Origin of the sequence: Pseudomonas sp. CCI3.1, assembly GCF_034313985.1 — a bacterium.
Lineage (GTDB): Bacteria > Pseudomonadota > Gammaproteobacteria > Pseudomonadales > Pseudomonadaceae > Aquipseudomonas > Aquipseudomonas psychrophila.
This window is the reverse complement of record NZ_JAVIWO010000001.1, coordinates 1,596,247-1,612,768: the sequence shown is the minus strand read 5'-3', so window position 1 is coordinate 1,612,768 and position 16,522 is coordinate 1,596,247. Positions and strand designations below refer to the sequence as shown.

The 16,522-nt window shown below is 57.2% G+C and carries 16 protein-coding genes; 6 read left to right on the top strand and 10 right to left on the bottom strand.

Translation table 11 applies throughout. The features are described from left to right. Positions 1 to 50: 50 nt before the first annotated feature. The 3 genes from RGV06_RS07365 to RGV06_RS07355 all read right to left on the bottom strand — a co-directional run bounded on the left by RGV06_RS07365 (position 51) and on the right by RGV06_RS07355 (position 2,422). Positions 51 to 947, bottom strand: coding sequence for a hydroxymethylglutaryl-CoA lyase (locus RGV06_RS07365; RefSeq protein WP_198821100.1), 897 nt, complete (start codon positions 945 to 947; stop codon positions 51 to 53). A gap of 72 nt (positions 948 to 1,019) precedes the next feature. Beyond that, the gene (locus RGV06_RS07360; RefSeq protein WP_019828363.1) at positions 1,020 to 1,430 is read right to left on the bottom strand and encodes a MerR family transcriptional regulator; all 411 of its coding nucleotides are present in this window, start codon (positions 1,428 to 1,430) and stop codon (positions 1,020 to 1,022) included. 26 nt (positions 1,431 to 1,456) lie between these two features. Further along, positions 1,457 to 2,422, bottom strand: a complete 966-nt coding sequence (locus tag RGV06_RS07355) for a LysR family transcriptional regulator (RefSeq protein ID WP_322149725.1) — start codon at positions 2,420 to 2,422, stop codon at positions 1,457 to 1,459. A gap of 154 nt (positions 2,423 to 2,576) precedes the next feature. Here RGV06_RS07355 and RGV06_RS07350 point away from each other — a divergent pair, with 154 nt between their 5' ends. Further along, on the top strand, positions 2,577 to 3,785 hold the full coding sequence (locus RGV06_RS07350; RefSeq protein ID WP_019828361.1) for an acyl-CoA dehydrogenase: 1,209 nt from the start codon (positions 2,577 to 2,579) through the stop codon (positions 3,783 to 3,785). A 15-nt stretch (positions 3,786 to 3,800) separates the two neighbouring features. Here the strand turns inward: RGV06_RS07350 and RGV06_RS07345 are convergent, their stop codons facing one another. Both RGV06_RS07345 and xthA read right to left on the bottom strand, forming a co-directional pair. Beyond that, on the bottom strand, positions 3,801 to 5,096 hold the full coding sequence (locus tag RGV06_RS07345) for a phosphate ABC transporter substrate-binding/OmpA family protein (protein ID WP_322151847.1): 1,296 nt from the start codon (positions 5,094 to 5,096) through the stop codon (positions 3,801 to 3,803). A gap of 87 nt (positions 5,097 to 5,183) precedes the next feature. Then, positions 5,184 to 5,996 (bottom strand): exodeoxyribonuclease III, encoded by an 813-nt coding sequence (xthA, locus tag RGV06_RS07340; RefSeq protein WP_019828359.1) that lies wholly within the window; start codon positions 5,994 to 5,996, stop codon positions 5,184 to 5,186. A 167-nt stretch (positions 5,997 to 6,163) separates the two neighbouring features. Here xthA and RGV06_RS07335 point away from each other — a divergent pair, with 167 nt between their 5' ends. The 4 genes from RGV06_RS07335 (at position 6,164) to RGV06_RS07320 (ending at position 12,680) form a co-directional block, all read left to right on the top strand. Next, entirely contained in the window at positions 6,164 to 6,814 is a 651-nt protein-coding gene (locus tag RGV06_RS07335) for a GNAT family N-acetyltransferase (protein WP_019828358.1), read from the top strand. A 64-nt stretch (positions 6,815 to 6,878) separates the two neighbouring features. Beyond that, on the top strand, positions 6,879 to 8,606 hold the full coding sequence (locus tag RGV06_RS07330; protein ID WP_019828357.1) for an autotransporter assembly complex protein TamA: 1,728 nt from the start codon (positions 6,879 to 6,881) through the stop codon (positions 8,604 to 8,606). Beyond that, positions 8,603 to 12,277, top strand: a complete 3,675-nt coding sequence (locus RGV06_RS07325; RefSeq protein WP_322149723.1) for a translocation/assembly module TamB domain-containing protein — start codon at positions 8,603 to 8,605, stop codon at positions 12,275 to 12,277. Before RGV06_RS07330 ends, RGV06_RS07325 begins: the two co-directional genes overlap by 4 nt. Positions 12,278 to 12,491: 214 nt before the next feature. Continuing rightward, positions 12,492 to 12,680, top strand: a complete 189-nt coding sequence (locus RGV06_RS07320) for a hypothetical protein (protein ID WP_019828355.1) — start codon at positions 12,492 to 12,494, stop codon at positions 12,678 to 12,680. Here RGV06_RS07320 and RGV06_RS07315 read toward each other — a convergent pair. Both RGV06_RS07315 and RGV06_RS07310 read right to left on the bottom strand, forming a co-directional pair. Then, positions 12,677 to 13,063 (bottom strand): hypothetical protein, encoded by a 387-nt coding sequence (locus tag RGV06_RS07315; RefSeq protein WP_019828354.1) that lies wholly within the window; start codon positions 13,061 to 13,063, stop codon positions 12,677 to 12,679. The genes RGV06_RS07320 and RGV06_RS07315 overlap by 4 nt on opposite strands. Before the next feature lie 345 nt (positions 13,064 to 13,408). Next, the gene (locus tag RGV06_RS07310; RefSeq protein WP_046810850.1) at positions 13,409 to 14,407 is read right to left on the bottom strand and encodes a FecR family protein; all 999 of its coding nucleotides are present in this window, start codon (positions 14,405 to 14,407) and stop codon (positions 13,409 to 13,411) included. A 164-nt stretch (positions 14,408 to 14,571) separates the two neighbouring features. Here RGV06_RS07310 and RGV06_RS07305 point away from each other — a divergent pair, with 164 nt between their 5' ends. Continuing rightward, complete coding sequence (locus RGV06_RS07305; protein WP_016782369.1) at positions 14,572 to 14,847, top strand: PepSY domain-containing protein; 276 nt, start codon at positions 14,572 to 14,574, stop codon at positions 14,845 to 14,847. Positions 14,848 to 14,939: 92 nt separating this feature from the next. Here the strand turns inward: RGV06_RS07305 and RGV06_RS07300 are convergent, their stop codons facing one another. The 3 genes from RGV06_RS07300 to RGV06_RS07290 all read right to left on the bottom strand — a co-directional run bounded on the left by RGV06_RS07300 (position 14,940) and on the right by RGV06_RS07290 (position 16,435). Next, positions 14,940 to 15,497: a GNAT family N-acetyltransferase gene (locus RGV06_RS07300; RefSeq protein WP_046810851.1), complete on the bottom strand. Its 558-nt coding sequence runs from the start codon at positions 15,495 to 15,497 to the stop codon at positions 14,940 to 14,942. 138 nt (positions 15,498 to 15,635) lie between these two features. Beyond that, positions 15,636 to 15,893 (bottom strand): DUF2790 domain-containing protein, encoded by a 258-nt coding sequence (locus RGV06_RS07295; protein WP_019828351.1) that lies wholly within the window; start codon positions 15,891 to 15,893, stop codon positions 15,636 to 15,638. 287 nt (positions 15,894 to 16,180) lie between these two features. Then, complete coding sequence (locus RGV06_RS07290) at positions 16,181 to 16,435, bottom strand: DUF2790 domain-containing protein (RefSeq protein ID WP_019828350.1); 255 nt, start codon at positions 16,433 to 16,435, stop codon at positions 16,181 to 16,183. Between the last annotated feature and the right edge of the window lie 87 nt (positions 16,436 to 16,522).

Here is a 16,522-nt window from a genome sequence, read left to right as displayed (position 1 = left end):
TTCCGTGTTACTCGTTTGTGGGGAGGCGAGGTAACACCATGGAACACTTTTTAGCCCTGCCGGGCCTTTGCTACCCGTGACCCGGTAACACGTCCCAGCACGTTGCAGATGTGTTCGCCTGCCAGAAGCAGCTTGTCCATGTCGACGCCGGTCTCGATGCCCATGCCGTTGAGCATGTACACCACATCTTCCGTGGCCACGTTACCGCTGGCGCCCTTGGCATATGGGCAGCCGCCGAGCCCGGCGATGGAACTGTCGAATACGGCGATACCTTCTTGCAGGCTGGCGTAGATATTGACCAGCGCCTGGCCGTAGGTGTCATGAAAATGCCCGGCGAGTTTTTCCCGTGGTACGTATGCCGTTACGGCCTCAAACAGGGTACGCGTGGCTGTTGGGGTTCCGGTGCCGATGGTGTCGCCCAGAGAGACCTCGTAACAGCCCATGGCGAACAACTCTTTGGCCACTTGTGCGACCTGTTGCGGGCTGACCTGGCCTTCATAAGGGCACCCGAGCACGCAGGACACATAGCCTCGCACGCTGATGCCGTGTTGTTGGGCGGCCTCGATGATGGGTACAAAGCGCGCCAGGCTTTCGCTGATCGAGCAATTGATATTGCGCTGGGAGAACGCCTCGGAGGCAGCAGCAAACACTGCGACTTCTTTTACGCCTGCTGCTACCGCATCTTCGAACCCGCGCATGTTGGGCGCCAGCGCTCCGTAGACCACTCCTGGCTTGCGACGGATTTGCGCAAAGACTTCGGCCGAGCCCGCCATTTGCGGCACCCACTTGGGCGATACAAAACTGCCGACTTCGATATAGCCCAGTCCGGCGTCGGTCAGGGCATCAACCAGTTGCACCTTGTCTGCGACGCTGATGGGCAGCGCTTCATTTTGCAAACCGTCACGCGGGCCAACTTCGATCAGGCGCACATGGGTTGGAAGTGTCATGGGGGTCACCGTGTCTGTAGAAATGTGTGTCTTGCCAAGCCCTCACCCCAACCCTCTACCTTTGGGAGAGGGCTAGGGTGAGGGGCTTTTAGTCGTCTGGTTTTTTATGGTCTGTTCCAGCGCCTGGATACACCGTTCTTCAGCGGTATCGAGCTCCAGTTGCATCTGCTGGATATCCAATAACTGTTGTTCAAGCTGCTCGCGGCGCTCGGCGATTTTGGCCAGCATGCTGTTGAGTTGCTTTTGATTGCCACTGGTGGGGTCGTAAAGCTCAATCAGCTCGCGACATTCGGCCAGGGAAAAACCAATGCGCTTGCCGCGCAGAATCAATTTCAGGCTGACTTTGTCCCGCGCTGAGTAGACTCGTTCCTGGCCGCGTCGCTCGGGGGCGAGCAACCCTTGTTCTTCATAAAAACGAATGGCACGGGTGGTGATGTCGAGCTCGCGGGCAAGGTCGGAAATACTGTACGTCTGGCTGCTCATGGGCGGGCTCTGGAGAGTTCGTGGGCTTAAACTAATGGCTGCTTGACGTATACGTCAAGCAAGCTGGCCGTGTCTGATTTATTTTCCTGTGCGACTTGTTGTTGGCACAGTTCGATCAGTTGCTCACGCATCCAGCGGTTTGCCGGGTCTTGTTCGGTGCTTTCGTGCCAGTACAAATGGGTTTCAACGTTGGGCAACTCGCTGAGTGGCAAGGGTACAAAATGCAAGGCATGGCGCCGGGCAAAGCGCTCGGGCACGGTCATCACCATGTCGGTCTGTTGCAGCACATTGGACGCCATCAGGTAATGCTGCGAGCGCAAGGTGATTTTACGTTGCAGGCCCATTTTCCCCAGCGCCAGGTCTACTTCTCCCAGGCCATTGCGACGGGTCGAGATATGAATATGAGTCATGGCCAGGTACTCATCCAGGGACAGTGAGATCTTGCTGGCGAGTGGATGTCCTTGGCGCATGGCGCACACATATCGGTCTTCCATCAACTTGACGTGGCGCACCTGTGGATCGGTATTGAGTGGTGCATCCACGGCAAAATCCAGACGTCCGGCCGCAAGATCGCTGGTTGTCTCGCGTCGATGGGAGAGAAAACTCTCGATCACCACCGATGGTGCCTGACGCCTCAGACGCTGAAACAAAGACGGCAAAATTACTGCCTCGGTCAGATCCGTCATGCTGATGCGGTAGGTCTTGTTGGCTTGTAGCGGGTTAAAGGTGCGGCTTTCTTGCACGGACACGCGCAACAGCGCCAGGGCACTGCGCACCGGGCTGATGATGTTCTGCGCCATTGGAGTAGGCACCATGCCTTGGGCAGTACGGACGAACAGCGGGTCGTTGAAACTTTCGCGCAGTCGCGCCAGCGCGTTGGACACGGCAGGCTGAGTGATACCGATGATCTGCCCGGCGCGGGTCAGGTTGGCTTCGGTGTAGATGGCGTCGAAGACGATAAACAGATTGAGGTCGACCTTGTTCAGATTCATGGCGCAGGGCTCTTGTTGTAGGGGCAGTGATGCGGGCTAGCCATATATTGCTTATGAATGGTAATACACACCGCTAATAGGCAGCGCAAATTAAGGGTGGCTGCTCTAGCATCGGGCAACACTTTTCGTCATTCCCGGTAGAAGGTAGCCCTCCATGGATTTCGCTTACTCCCCAAAAGTTCAGGCACTGCGCGAGCGAGTGACAGCGTTTATGGACGCCCATGTCTATCCGGCGGAGGCGATTTTCGAGCAGCAGGTGGCTACAGGTGACCGCTGGCAGCCGACCGCAATCATGGAGGCGTTGAAGCACAAGGCCCGGGCCGAAGGACTGTGGAACCTGTTTCTGCCCGAGTCCGAGCGGGGCGCCGGTTTGACCAACCTGGAATACGCACCTTTGGCTGAAATCATGGGCCGCTCGATGCTGGGCTCAGAGCCGTTCAATTGCTCGGCGCCCGACACCGGCAATATGGAAGTGCTGGTGCGCTATGCCAGTGATACGCAAAAAAAACAGTGGCTGGATCCGCTGTTGCGCGGCGAAATTCGTTCGGCGTTTGCCATGACCGAGCCAGATGTGGCGTCATCGGATGCAACCAACATGGCGGCCACTGCTGTGCGCGAGGGTAATGAGTGGGTGATCAGTGGCCGCAAATGGTGGACTTCCGGCGCCTGTGACCCGCGCTGCAAAATCATGATTTTCATGGGCTTGAGCAACCCTGAGAATCCGCGTCATCAGCAGCACTCCATGATCCTGGTACCCGTCGACACGCCGGGGGTGAAAATCCTGCGACCGCTGCCGGTGTTCGGTTACGACGATGCGCCCCACGGGCACGCTGAAGTGCTGTTCGAAAACGTGCGAGTGCCTTACGAAAACGTCTTGTTGGGTGAAGGCCGGGGTTTTGAAATTGCTCAGGGACGCCTGGGCCCCGGGCGTATTCATCACTGCATGCGCTCCATCGGCATGGCCGAGCGGGCACTGGAGTTGATGTGCAAGCGTTCGCTGGCACGCACCGCGTTTGGTAAGCCGCTGGCACGCTTGGGCGCCACTATCGACAAGATCGCCGACTCGCGCATGGAAATCGACATGGCACGGCTTTTGACCCTTAAAGCCGCGTACATGATGGACACAGTAGGTAACAAGGTGGCGAAAAGCGAAATCGCCCAGATCAAGGTCGTCGCCCCGAATGTTGCATTGAAAGTAATCGACAGGGCCATTCAGATTCACGGCGGGGCGGGGGTTTCGGGGGACTTTCCGCTGGCCTACATGTACGCCATGCAGCGCACGTTACGTCTGGCCGATGGCCCGGATGAAGTCCACCGGGCAGCGGTGGGCAAGTTTGAGCTGGATAAGTGGCAAGCAGATTGAGGTGAGAGTCATTGGTCAATGCACCCACACCTCAACCCGACGATTCTTGATACGGCCTTCATCTTCGGTGTTGGCCGCCACCGGCATTTGTGCGCCGTAGCCGCGAATTTCGCGAAGCACCACGCCGCTTTTAACCAGCTCGCGCCGTACGGCCATCGCCCGTAACTTTGACAGCAGTTGCGCCCGCTCGGGATCGTCCTTGGCATCGCCAAACCCCACCAGCGTCACTTGATTGATCAGCTTGTGGGTGGCCTTCAAGTAATCAATGACCCGCAGTAAGTCCTGACGCGCCTTGTTGTCCAGTGAAGCACTGCCTTCTTCAAAGCGAAAATTGACCGACAGGCGCTTAGCCTGTTGGGTCAGTGTCTGGTACTGCGCGGGCATATGCGCCCCGGGCAGGACATTGCCGGCCTGTACGGTTTGGGCGACAAAGCCGTTCAGCGCGACGATGGCCTGGCCTTGAGGGCTTTGGGTGAAGGTCACCAGCGCCTTGGCCCAAGGGTTGCGGGAAGAGGGCGGCAAGTAAAAGAACAACCGTCGCGATAACGGATAGTCCTCGCTGGCGATCAGCCCGGTGAGCGGCAACATGGGTTGTGATGCGCCGTCGACGATGGCCACGGCTTTGGCCTCACGGATGTAAGGCAGGCCGATAAACCCGATGGCCTGAGGGTCGTGGCTGACGGCATCCGAGAGTTGCTCGCTGGATTCGAAGCGTTGCGCGGTGCTGCTAAGAGCGAGTTTGCTCCGGTTCAAGACCAGCTCTTTAAACGTGTCCCAGGTGCCGGACTGTTCATCACGGGCATACAAATGGATCGTGCCACCAATGCCGCCCAGTTGTTCCCATCTGCTGACCTGGCCACTGAAAACCTGGGCCAGTTGCTCGGTATTGAGTTGATTAAGCGGGTTGTGCGGATGAAGAATAATCGCCAGCCCATCGATGGCGATGACTTGCTCGGCGTCAGGACTTTTAAGATCGCCGAGGCGTTCGAGATCGACCAGTTCGCGGTCCTTGATCGGCCGCGATGAAGCCACCATGTCCGCTTGCCCGGCGGAAAGTGCAGAGAAACCGGTGCCTGAGCCGTGGGCCGCGACATCCACCCGCACCTGCTTACCCTGGGCGTTGAAGCCGACAATGCTGTGCTCGTTGGGAGGAATGACCGGGACGCTGTGAATGTCGTGCAAGCCCTGCTCTGCCAGCATGGCGGCCACCAGCGCGGGACCCAGATTGGCGCCGATGGTGTTGGAACCCTGGATCCGCAAGTCTGCAGCGATGGCCAGGCTGGCCATCGTGCATAACAGGGTCACCGACATAAAGCGCAGCATGTGTGGGCACCTTCCTGGAGCCATAGAAATGTCTGCAATTTAAGTCAGAAACGTTTCAAGCCGATGACAGGGAGATCAGCTCAGTTCCAGCCAGATGGGCGCATGGTCCGAAGGTTTTTCCATGCTGCGCAGGTCGTAGTCGACTCCGGCCGCCTTGATGCGCGGTACCAGCCCCTGGGAGGCCAGGATTACGTCAATGCGCAGGCCACGCTTGGGCTCGTCTTCAAAACCGCGGCTGCGGTAGTCGAACCAGCTGAAGCGATCGGCCACGTCCGGGTGCAGGTAACGGAAGCTGTCCACCAACCCCCAGCCCTTGAGGCGCTCCAGCCACTCGCGTTCTTCCGGCAAAAAACTGCACTTGCCGGTCTTCAACCAGCGTTTGGCGTTGTCCGCACCTATGCCGATGTCGCAGTCTTGCGGGGAAATATTGATATCACCCATCACCACCAGCGGCTGTTCGTTGCTGAACCGGCTTTCGAGTAACTGCTGAAGGTCGCTGTAGAAGCGCTGTTTGGCGGGGAACTTGGTGGGGTGATCACGGCTTTCGCCCTGTGGGAAGTAGCCATTCATGATGGTGACGGGCTGGCCGTTTTCGTCAGCGTAAGTGCCCCAGATAAAGCGCCGTTGTGCGTCTTCTTCATCGCTGGCAAAGCCTTTGTGCAGTTCCAGAGGTGCCTGGCGCGAGAGCAGTGCAACACCGTAGTGGCCTTTTTGCCCATGGTAGTGAACGTGGTAACCCAGCGCTTCGATGTCGGCGAGGGGGAACTGGTCGTCATGGACTTTGGTTTCTTGCAGGCCGATCACGTCTGGCTGATGTTTCTCGATCAGCGCTGCCAGCTGATGCGGCCGAGCGCGCAGGCCATTGATGTTGAATGAAACGATTTTCATGGGCGGGCAGTCCTGAGCAAAACTGCGATGCTAGCTGCCAGCGTGCAGTAGGGCAAATGCACTGCTAACGTAGGATGCACTTGGCCATGATTGAACTGTTGTGGCCCTCGGGGGTTCGTACGCATTAGAAGCGCCGCTATTGAGGCCGCGCCGGGGAGATTGATCGCATGACGCAAACGTCGAACGCCACCTGTCAGATACAGTTGCTCGACAGTGGCTATTCAAGAGAAGCGCGTTCCTTGTTGTATCAGGCCTATCGTCATGAGCCGACGTTTCGTTTTCTATTCAACGCGCAGCGCAGTGGTTACGAGCAACGGGTTCGGGCCACTGTGCGCGAACTGGTCAAACAGCATTTTCTGCAGGATTTGCCAGCATTGGGATTGCTGGTTGATGACCGGCTATTGGGCATTGCCCTGATCGCGCCACCACAGCGGCGCCTGGGTATCACCGAAAGCTGGGCGTGGCAGTTGCGCATGGTGCTCAGTACTGGCCTGAGCTGTACACGGCGCTATCTGGCCTATCACCAGGCGGTACAGGCCTGCGTTCCGGGTGATGCGGTGCATATGCTGCCGTTGCTGGGGATCCATCCCGAATTTCAGGGCAAGCATTACGGCGAGCAATTGCTTGAGGCCGTGCATAACTGGTGCGCGGAGGATGAGCATTCCGAAGGCGTGGTACTCGACACCGGCAACCCGCATTACCTGGAGTTCTACAAACGCCAGGGCTATGTGGAAATCGGTGAAGTGGCCGTTGGGCCAGTGGTGGAACATGTGTTCTTCCATGCCAATCCACAGGTGTCGCACACAGCAACGGCCTGAAGACGAAATTTTTGCCCGTTGGCGCGCTCTATGAGCCCCCCAGCCCGTGATAGCATCCGCGCCTATGAAGTTCTCAGGAAGATTTACCAGTGGTGTTGTCCTGCTGCTCAGCAGCTTTGCGGTGTCTGCCCAAAGCGAGTTGGTGGTTAAGGTCAAACCGGCAAACGATGCCCTCAAGGCCAACGTGGAAGGCTATATAGGCAGTCTCGGCGATCGTGACGAAAAAGCGTTATTGCGCTTTCAGCGTGGCGCGCAGGAGCAAGCCCTCAAAGCTTCCCAGGCCTTGGGTTACTACCATCCCTCTATAGAAGCCGAGGTCAAACCCGGTGACCCGCCGCGTCTGGTGTTGAGCATCGATCCCGGCGAACCGGTGCATCTGCGCAACGTCAACGTGCGCGTCGAAGGTCCAGCCGCCTCACTGAAGGCCTTTCAAGTGCCGGCCAGTGATGATCTGAAACCCGGCGCGGTGCTCAATCAGGGCAACTACGAAGACGCCAAGCGATTGATCCAGAACCGTGCCCTGCGTTACGGTTTTTTCAACGGTAAATTTACTCAGCACGAAATTCTGGTCGACCCCAAAGGCGGGTTTGCAGATATCAATCTGGTCTACGAAAGCGGGCCGCGTTTTTTGCTTGGCAAAGTCACTTTTGCAGGCGATGCACCCTTTGACCAAACCCTGCTGGACCGCATGGTGCCTTTTAAACCGGACACCCCTTACGACTCCGAACTGGTCGCTGAGCTCAACCAAAACCTGCAAAGCAGTGGTTATTTTGAAGTCGTGCGCGTCGATGCCGCCCCCAGCACAGCAGTGGGGCAGGTGATTCCGGTTGATGTTGATCTGGAAACCCGCAAGCCGCGCACCATGACGTTGGGCCTTGGTTATTCGACCGACACCGGTGCCCGTGGCAAAGCCAGCTGGATGCGCCATTGGGGCAATCCGCGCGGCGACAGCTATGGGTTTGAATCCGAAATTTCCCAGCCCAAGCAAAACGTCGGCGCCTGGTATGACATCCCGCTGGACCCTCCGTTGACTGACAAACTGCGTCTTGCCGCGGGTTATCAAAACGAAGAAATCGCCAACACCGATACCTTGAGCAAACTGCTCACGGTCGGCCCCGAGTGGCACAGCAAACTGGACAACGGCTGGACGCGAATCGTGTCGCTCAGATGGCAGCACGAAGAATACCGACTGGGCGATGACTCGGGGCTCAGCACCTTGCTGATGCCCGGTGTCAGCTACTCGGTCTTGCGCAGCGACAACCGTATCGATCCCAGTCACGGCTACAGCGTGAACACTGAGATGCAAGTAGCCAAGGAAGGGCTGCTGTCCGATACCAACCTCTTTCACGGCGATGTGAAATTCAAGGCCTTGACCACCTTGTGGGACAAGCACCGCTTTTTGGGGCGGATTCAGTTTGGCGGCAGCGCCACCAACGGCTACAAATCGATTCCTCCGTCCTTGCGCTTTTTTGCCGGTGGTGACCAAAGCGTACGTGGCTATGACTACCAGAGCCTGTCGCCCAAGAACGCTGAAGGTGATCGGATCGGTGGGCGCTACATGCTGGCCGGCAGTCTCGAATATCAATATCAGTTCGCTGAAAAATGGCGTTGGGCGACCTTTGTGGATCAGGGCAATGCGTTCAATACGCTGGACTTCCCGAGTTTGAAAACCGGGGTCGGCGTGGGTATTCGCTGGATCTCGCCGGTAGGCCCGATTCGTCTGGATCTGGCCCATGCGCTGGATGACGATGGCGGTGTTCGTTTGCACTTTTCGATGGGGCCAGAACTGTGATTCGTGGTTTGAAAATAGCGGGTCTGGTGGTGTTGGCGTTGGTGCTGCTGGTGGTTGTGAGCGTGGGCGTCATGCTCGGCACGCAAACGGGCAGCCGTTGGGTGCTGGGGCAGGTGCCAGGCTTGCAGGTTGATAATTTTGCCGGGCGTCTGGGCGGTCAGTGGGGTGCCGATCACCTGTTGTGGGAGCAAGGCACCAGTCGCGTAGAAGTGGACAGGCCGATCTTTGCCTGGTCGCCGGGCTGCCTGACCCGCATGACCTTGTGTATCGATCAATTGCAAGCAGAGAAAGTCAGCCTGCAATTCCCGCCAAGCGAAGACAGCAGCAGCGGTCCGATCAGCCTGCCGGAACTGAAATTGCCACTGGCGATTGAGGTGGGGGTAATCAAGGTAGGCAATGTGCTGTTCAACGGCATCGAGCAGCTCAAGGGCATGCAAATGTCGGCGCAGTGGACAGCCAAAGGTTTGCAGATCGATTCGGTGAAGGTCGAGCGTGAAGACCTGAATGTTGAGTTGTCTGGCTTGCTGCAACCCAATGGCGACTGGCCGTTGACCTTGCAGGGCAACGTCAGCCTGCCAGCGCCGGGTGACAAACCGCTGGCGGTAGCGCTCAAGGTTGAAGGCAATCTGCGCACCACCCTCAACCTTGCGGCCGACACCAGCGGGTATCTCACTGCACACCTGACGGGAGAGATCCAGCCGTTGGCGGACAATCTGCCGGCGCAGTTGAAAATTACCGCCGAGCCGTTCAAGGCCAGCCCTGATCTGCCGGATACCCTGGTGCTCAACCAGCTGTTGCTGACGGCCAAGGGCGATCTGAAAGACGGTTATGAATTGAATGGCAGTGCCACATTGCCCGCTGAACAAGAGCCGGTAAGTCTGCTGCTCAAAGGCCGGGTGGATGCCAAGGGCGCGCAAATCGCAGCCCTGGACCTGACAGCCAACCCCAAGCAGCACCTGAAACTGTCGGGGCAAGTGGACTGGCAGGAAGGCTTGAGTGCCGAAGCCAAAATCGACTGGCTGGAGTTCCCGTGGCACAACCTGTACCCGTTGATCGACAAGCCCGATGTGGATGTGCGCACCTTTGTCGGTGAAGTCTCCTACCGCGATGGCAATTACCTGGGTAACTTCCAGGCAAACCTCGATGGCCCAGCAGGCAAGTTCAGCCTCAGCAGCCCCTTCAGTGGCGATCTGGGCAAGATATTTTTGCCGCAATTGAAACTGGTCGCCGGTCAAGGCAAGGCCGAGGGGCACGTTAATGTGCAGTTTGCCGATGGCGTGGCCTGGGACACGGCACTGGACCTGAGTGCGATCAACCCCGCGTACTGGGTGGCCGAACTGCCGGGTACGCTGGCTGGCCCACTGCGCAGCAAAGGCTCATTCAAAACTGAGCGCCTGGAACTGGATGCCAACCTTGACCTCAAGGGTCGTTTGCGCGGCCTGCCTGCGGTGTTGCAAGCCAAGGCCAACGGCGCGGGTGAAACCTGGACGGTCAGCGCGCTGGATATTCGCCTGGGTGACAACCGCATCAACGGCACCGCCACGTTACAGCAGCAGATCAAGGCCCAACTTGACCTCAACATGCCGCGTCTGGGCCAGCTCTGGCCAGAGCTGCGCGGCCAGCTAAAAGGCCGTGTCGATCTGGGTGGCACCCTCAAGGCGCCGCAAGGCACGGTTAAGCTCAATGGCCAACAGTTGGCTTTCGCCGATAATCGCCTGCAAAACCTGACCCTGGATGCCAGTCTCGATCGCAATCAACGTGGCCGCCTTGACCTCAAGGGCAGCGGAATTCAGGCCGGGGAGACTCAGCTCGGCGTTCTGACCGCCAACGCCAGTGGCGATATCAAGCGTCAGCAGCTCAAGCTGGGTTTGCAAGGGCCGATGCTGCAACTGGCCCTGGCCCTGGATGGCGGCCTGGATAAAGACAATTGGCGCGGTCGACTGGTCAGCGGTGACGTCAAGGCCGGTGGGCAGGCCTGGGTACTGCAAAATCCGGCAAGGCTGGAGCGTCTGGCCGATGGCCGAATCAATATGGGTTCGCAGTGCTGGATTTCAGGCCCGGCCAGCTTGTGCAGTGAAGAACAGCGTTTGATGCCTGATCCAAGACTGCGTCTGCACCTCAAACAGTTCCCCCTCGACAGCCTGGCCGAGTGGCTGCCCAAGGACTTTCAATGGCAAGGCGACCTCAATGCCGACCTGGTGCTGGACTTGCCAGCCAGCGGGCCCAAAGGTCAGATCGTGGTCGATGCCAGCGGTGGCACACTGCTCTTCAAAGACAAGGGCCAGTGGGTAGACTTCCCCTATGAGGCCTTCAAGCTGACCAGCAACCTGACCCCAAACCGGGTCGAATCCCGTCTTGATTTCGACGGCGGCAAGCTGGGGCAACTGATGCTGTCGGCGCGAATCAATCCTTTGCCTAAAAGCAAACCTATCAGCGGAGAGTTCCAACTGACCGGGCTGGACGTGTCGATGATCCGTCCGTTCGCGCCAATGGTTGAGAAACTCACCGGTCAGTTGAATGGCTCGGGTACGATTTCGGGGGTTTTACTGTCGCCCCATATCATCGGCAATGTGGCCCTGAGCGATGGCGAAATTTCGGGACCGCAGTTGCCGACCAACTTCGAAAATGTCCAGTTGTCGATGGCTATTAACGGCGAGACGGCGTTGATCAATGGCGGCTGGACCAGCGGCCAGCAAGGGCAGGGCAGTATCAGCGGTAATGTCGCCTGGGGTCGGGCCATGGTGGTCGACGTGTTGATCAAGGGTAACAACCTGCCGGTGACCGTCGAGCCTTACGCCAAGCTTGAAGTCGCCCCGGATCTGAAAATATCCCTCAACCCCGACAACACGTTGTTGATCGCGGGCCGGGTCAATGTACCCAAAGGTGAAATTGTTGTTCGCGAATTGCCGCCGTCGACGGTCAAGGTTTCGGATGACACGGTCGTCGTGGGCCAGCAGACGACCGATGAGGCGTCGCCGATGCAGATCGACATGGACATCAACGTAGTGGTGGGCCAGGAACTGCTGACGTTCTCGGGCTTTGGCCTGAGCGCCGATCTGGCGGGGCAGGTTCATATTGGCAACAACCTGGAGACCCGCGGCGAGTTGCGCCTTAACAATGGTCGCTACCGCGCCTATGGCCAGAAGCTGACCATTCGCCGGGCACGTCTGTTGTTTGCAGGACCAATCGATCAGCCGTATCTGGATATCGAAGCGGTTCGCCAGACCGACGACGTGATTGCCGGCATTCGCCTGACAGGCAGTGCTGAACAGCCCACCACGCAAATATTCTCGGAACCGGCCATGAGTCAGGAGCAGGCGTTGTCATACCTGATTCTGGGGCGTCCGCTGACGGGCACCGGCGAAGATGAAAACCTGCTGGCGCAAGCAGCCTTGGGCCTGGGGCTGCTGGGCAGCTCGGGGATCACCACCAGCCTGGCGAATCATTTGGGGCTCAAGGAGTTTGAACTCGACACCGAAGGCAGCGGCAATAACACATCAGTCGTGGCCAGCGGCAAGATCAACGAGCGCCTGAGCGTGCGTTACGGGGTTGGGGTGTTTGAACCTGCCAGCACCATTGCCCTGCGTTACAAGCTGAGCAAGCGGGTGTATGTGGAAGTGGCGAGCGGCTTTGCGAGCTCGCTGGATATCTTTTACAAACGGGACTTCTAACCTGCGATGAAATGCCTCCCACACTCTGTGTGGGAGGCCCGCGAGAATATCGGTGCGATGTACCCGAGAGGCCGTCACGCCATTGGAGCCGTGGCAGCTAAAAAACTGTTCCGGCTGTAAGATATGGCCTTGAATATTTCAATTCATTTTCGAAAGCCGAACGTTTTTGTTAATTTCCGGTTTTCGCTTTCAGACTTACTTTCAGGAACAGGTTATGACCCCTTCGCAGCGCTTGAAATACTCGATTTTGATTTCATTGGTGGTTCTGGGAATCATGTTTGGTCTTTCGTACATGCAAAACGCCGGCATGATCACTGAAAAAATGTTCCAGTACGTCGCCATCGGCGTGGCAGTGATCGTGGTTGTGATCAATGGTGTGATGCGCCGCAAAACCAAGATTTAAGCCTCGATTTGCCCGACCAAAACGGCTTCAGCCTGTGGATGCAGGCTGTAGCTCTTGTCGCTGTTGAGTACCACCACCCCTTCGCTGCACAGACGCTTGAGCACCTCGCGCACACTCAGAAATGACAGTGGAATATCCAGTGCCTGCAAGTGGCTGTGCATGCCGCGTACCCCCAACCTGCGATCATTGCCGGCCGCCGTCAGCAATGCATCAATGACTTTGAGTCTCACCAGGCTGGTACGTAGCCCGAAGCACTTGAGTAAGTGGCGGATCCGTTCGTTGCCCTGCAAGGGAGTCAGCGCTTCCAGCAACCCTGAATCGGGCTGGAAAGCTGCGTCGCGATGCTGGTTGCTACCATCCGTTGGTATTTGCTGGTTGTGCATGCAAAAAACTCCTTTTCAGAGCCTGATCAGGAAAAAATAAAAAAGCGCTCTTGGTTAACTAGACGAATGAGCGGCTTAAATCATGAACACTGGAATGTAGAAATTTTGTCGTGAATTCGTCTCAGTCGCGTTCTCGCCCAATGGGGACGGGGGTTTGGACTGATTATTAAATTTTTTTAATCTGTGCGGTCTTTCACCTGTGCACTGAGGTTTCGGAACCGGACGGTCAGCCGTGCAAACGTGTGAAATGACGTCGCAGCCTTCAACCGTGGGAGCGAGCCTGCTCGCGAAGGTCATTCGCGAGCAAGGGGGCCTTGACCTGAAGCAAGTATCTACACGGCTCTTTTAAAGGCTTGTGCGGGCGTTCAGCACGGGCCTGCCGTCCGTAGTGCGGCTCAGGTACACCGGCAAGACCTTGGGCAGGGATGTCACCAGATGGTCGATTTCGCGGGTGTTGAATACGCCACCAATGCGCAGCTTGCCAGTGGCGCTGTCGGCCACAGAAAGCGGGCTGTCGAGGTAGCGGTTGATCAGGGGCAGGGCGTCGGCCAGTGACAGGTTATCGAGCACCAGCTTGCCGTTGCGCCACGCCAGATCCGGCATGCCAGTTGAGGTCTGGCTGATTTGTGCGGCGTAGTCGCCAGCCTTGTAGCGCGCCTGCATCCCCGGTTCCAGACGCAAGCCGTCGCCACTCAGGTGCTTGTTGCTGGTGACCAGCACTGAGCCCTCCAGCAGCGTGACCCGCACCTGATCTTCGTACATCCACACATTGAACTGGGTGCCTGTGACCCGAACCTGTCCCTCTGCGGCCTGGACCAGAAACGGGTGCGAGACATCGTGACTGACCTTGAAAAATGCTTCGCCCTTGCCCAGGGTTACCCGGCGTTCGTCCTTGTAGTTGCTGAAAGTCAGTTGCGTACCCAGATTGAGCTCGACTTGACTGCCATCGGGCAGTGTCACCGTCTTCGCACGGGTATCGGCCGTAAAGCGTTCATGGGCATCAGGAATCCAGCCCAGTTGCCAGCCGCTGTAGGCCGCTACAGGGGCGGCGAGGAGAGTCACGGCTGCGGCCACGGCAAAACGCTGCAAGGTCGTGCGACGTGGTGCAGGCAATGCAATCACCCGGGCTTCGGCGGGCGCGGGGCGCGACAGGTGTTCACTGACATCCCAAATGTCCAGCATTGCCTCATATTCAACAGCGTGCCGGGGATCAGTGTTTAACCACACCGCAAAAGCGTCACGTTCCTGGAGTGTGCAATCGGGCTCGTGCAAGCGCATGCACCACTGGGCCGCAGCTTCAGTGATGACATCGTTTTCGGCTTCTGTGGGGCGTGTTTCACTCATTGGCTTTTCCCGGTTTTGCGCATTCTAACCCCGCACTGGAGGTAACGAGAACATGAGCCATGTCAAAAGCATGTCAATTAGCCGTATGGCCGCGTTTTTCTCTGCTACGGTTGTTCCAGTCACATTGAGTACCAGACGCAACATCAATTAATGGAGTTAAGACAATGTTGAAGAAAACCTTTGCTGCTGTAATCACTACTGCTGCTTTGTTGAGTGCCGGTGCAGCGATGGCTCAGCCTGTTGACCCGAACTGGGCATTCTCCAAAGAGTTGGTAGAAGTGCTCAAGAACAAGAACGGCTACACCGTGATCAAGAAAATTGAAGCTCAAGACCCGGCTGCTGGCATCTGGAAAGCAGAAGGGATCAAGAAGGTCGATGGCCTGGAATATGAAATTATCTTCGATTCGACCGGCAAGGTGATTTCCGAGAAGAAAGACTGATTCTCCTCACCTGAGACGAATCCCCCGCTGAGCGTTTTAACCCGGCCCTGATCGTAACTTTTGACAGGGCCGGGTGTTTTGAACTTGCCGCTTCAATCATTGCGCCTATGCCGCAACAGCCATTGTTCCCGAGTCATTTCCCACAGGTCGCAAGCAAACCTGCCGCTGACAAAATCTTTTTCTTCGCTGCTGACCCACTGCATTCCGGCCCGTTCGGAAATTCGTCGCGATGCCACGTTTGGGGAGGCTTTTGGCACCCGCATGCGTTCGCGGCCCAAGGTCTCGAACCAGAAGGCGTCAACTGTCCCGCACGCTTCGCTCATCAGCCCCTGGCCTTGCCATTGCGGTGCCAGCCAGAAGCCCCGGTTGTTATCGACGGTATCCATCAAGCTGATGCTGCCAATCAGTTCGTCCGGCTGCGAGAGCAAGCGAATAGTCCAGTGCCATTCTTCGCCGCGTGCAACGGCGGGCAACGCCACATCGCGTAAATAACCCAGAGCCCCATCGGCGGGATAGGGCCAGGGCACGAGCGCGTTCAAGTAGCGCACGACCTCCCAATGGGCGAAGCGTTGCTGGATCGCGGGCGCGTCACTCAAGTGCAGTGGCTGCAGTAAGAGTCGTCGGGTCTGAAGTGTTGGTGGGGTCTGCATGGGAGGTGGCTCCTTGCCAGTAATTTGAGTCGAGAGTACCTCCCAATGGCGCTCATAAAAAAGCCCCCGTTAAACGGAGGCTTGGATTTGATCCGGTGCGGGAGCAAACCCGCTAGATCATTGCGTCTGGAGCGGGTATTAGCCGTTGCTGCAACCATTGCCCATCACACGGTATTCAAGAATATGACGCTGACCCTGATGGTCTTCGTAGGTCATCTGTGCGGGTACGACTTCACAGACATCTGCAATCGGCGTCACGCTGATCACGTTGGCAATATCGAGATCGGTGGCGTAAGTGTACTGTTCAACCGCAGGTTGTTGTTGGGGTACTTGAACTTCGTCAGCAACAGCCAGTGTTGAAAAAGCAACCAGTGCAAGAGCAATCAAACGTTTCATTATTAAGACCTTAAAACAATCACGAATCACTGACTTCAATTGCCCTGTTGGCGGGAGAAGTTGTTACGCCCTGTAGGGAAGTGACGTAACACGAAGTACCGTGCCCTGTTTCAATGTTGCGTTGAGGGATGAACATAGAATACGCCCCGCGCGTATTGATTAAAGTCAAAAGATCGCCAAGCAGTCTTTCCGAATCAGTAACAATCCTTGGGCTTGATCGACACACAACAAAAAGCCCCCTCGCAAGAGGGGGCCGGGGTCGTAACAGTGGGTGCAACCACTCAAAATTAGTGCGAACTGCAACCGTCACCCATGGCCTTGTATTCAAGGATGTGACGCTGACCCTGGGAGTCTTCGTAGGTCATGGTGGCGGGTACAACTTCACATACATCGGGAATGGTCGACAGGCTGATGACCCGTGCAATATCCAGCTTAGTTCCATAACTGTACGATTCGACCGTTGGGGTCTGGACAGCGGAAGTTTCACCTGCAACGGCCAGCGTTGCAAAGCCGGCAAGAAAGAGTGCGATCAAGTTTTTCATGGTAGTGCCTCTAAAGTAATCAAGAGTTTAAATTGACTGACTTCATTTGCCGATGAGGCGGGAAGAAGTTACGGCACCTGCCAACGT

Coding starts and splice junctions, on each gene's coding strand:
- RGV06_RS07365 (WP_198821100.1), bottom strand. CDS start 947: ATGACACTTCCAACCCATGTGCGCCTGATCGAAGTTGGCCCGCGTGAC.
- RGV06_RS07360 (WP_019828363.1), bottom strand. CDS start 1,430: ATGAGCAGCCAGACGTACAGTATTTCCGACCTTGCCCGCGAGCTCGAC.
- RGV06_RS07355 (WP_322149725.1), bottom strand. CDS start 2,422: ATGAATCTGAACAAGGTCGACCTCAATCTGTTTATCGTCTTCGACGCC.
- RGV06_RS07350 (WP_019828361.1), top strand. CDS start 2,577: ATGGATTTCGCTTACTCCCCAAAAGTTCAGGCACTGCGCGAGCGAGTG.
- RGV06_RS07345 (WP_322151847.1), bottom strand. CDS start 5,096: ATGTCGGTGACCCTGTTATGCACGATGGCCAGCCTGGCCATCGCTGCA.
- xthA (WP_019828359.1), bottom strand. CDS start 5,996: ATGAAAATCGTTTCATTCAACATCAATGGCCTGCGCGCTCGGCCGCAT.
- RGV06_RS07335 (WP_019828358.1), top strand. CDS start 6,164: ATGACGCAAACGTCGAACGCCACCTGTCAGATACAGTTGCTCGACAGT.
- RGV06_RS07330 (WP_019828357.1), top strand. CDS start 6,879: ATGAAGTTCTCAGGAAGATTTACCAGTGGTGTTGTCCTGCTGCTCAGC.
- RGV06_RS07320 (WP_019828355.1), top strand. CDS start 12,492: ATGACCCCTTCGCAGCGCTTGAAATACTCGATTTTGATTTCATTGGTG.
- RGV06_RS07315 (WP_019828354.1), bottom strand. CDS start 13,063: ATGCACAACCAGCAAATACCAACGGATGGTAGCAACCAGCATCGCGAC.
- RGV06_RS07310 (WP_046810850.1), bottom strand. CDS start 14,407: ATGAGTGAAACACGCCCCACAGAAGCCGAAAACGATGTCATCACTGAA.
- RGV06_RS07305 (WP_016782369.1), top strand. CDS start 14,572: ATGTTGAAGAAAACCTTTGCTGCTGTAATCACTACTGCTGCTTTGTTG.
- RGV06_RS07300 (WP_046810851.1), bottom strand. CDS start 15,497: ATGCAGACCCCACCAACACTTCAGACCCGACGACTCTTACTGCAGCCA.
- RGV06_RS07295 (WP_019828351.1), bottom strand. CDS start 15,893: ATGAAACGTTTGATTGCTCTTGCACTGGTTGCTTTTTCAACACTGGCT.
- RGV06_RS07290 (WP_019828350.1), bottom strand. CDS start 16,435: ATGAAAAACTTGATCGCACTCTTTCTTGCCGGCTTTGCAACGCTGGCC.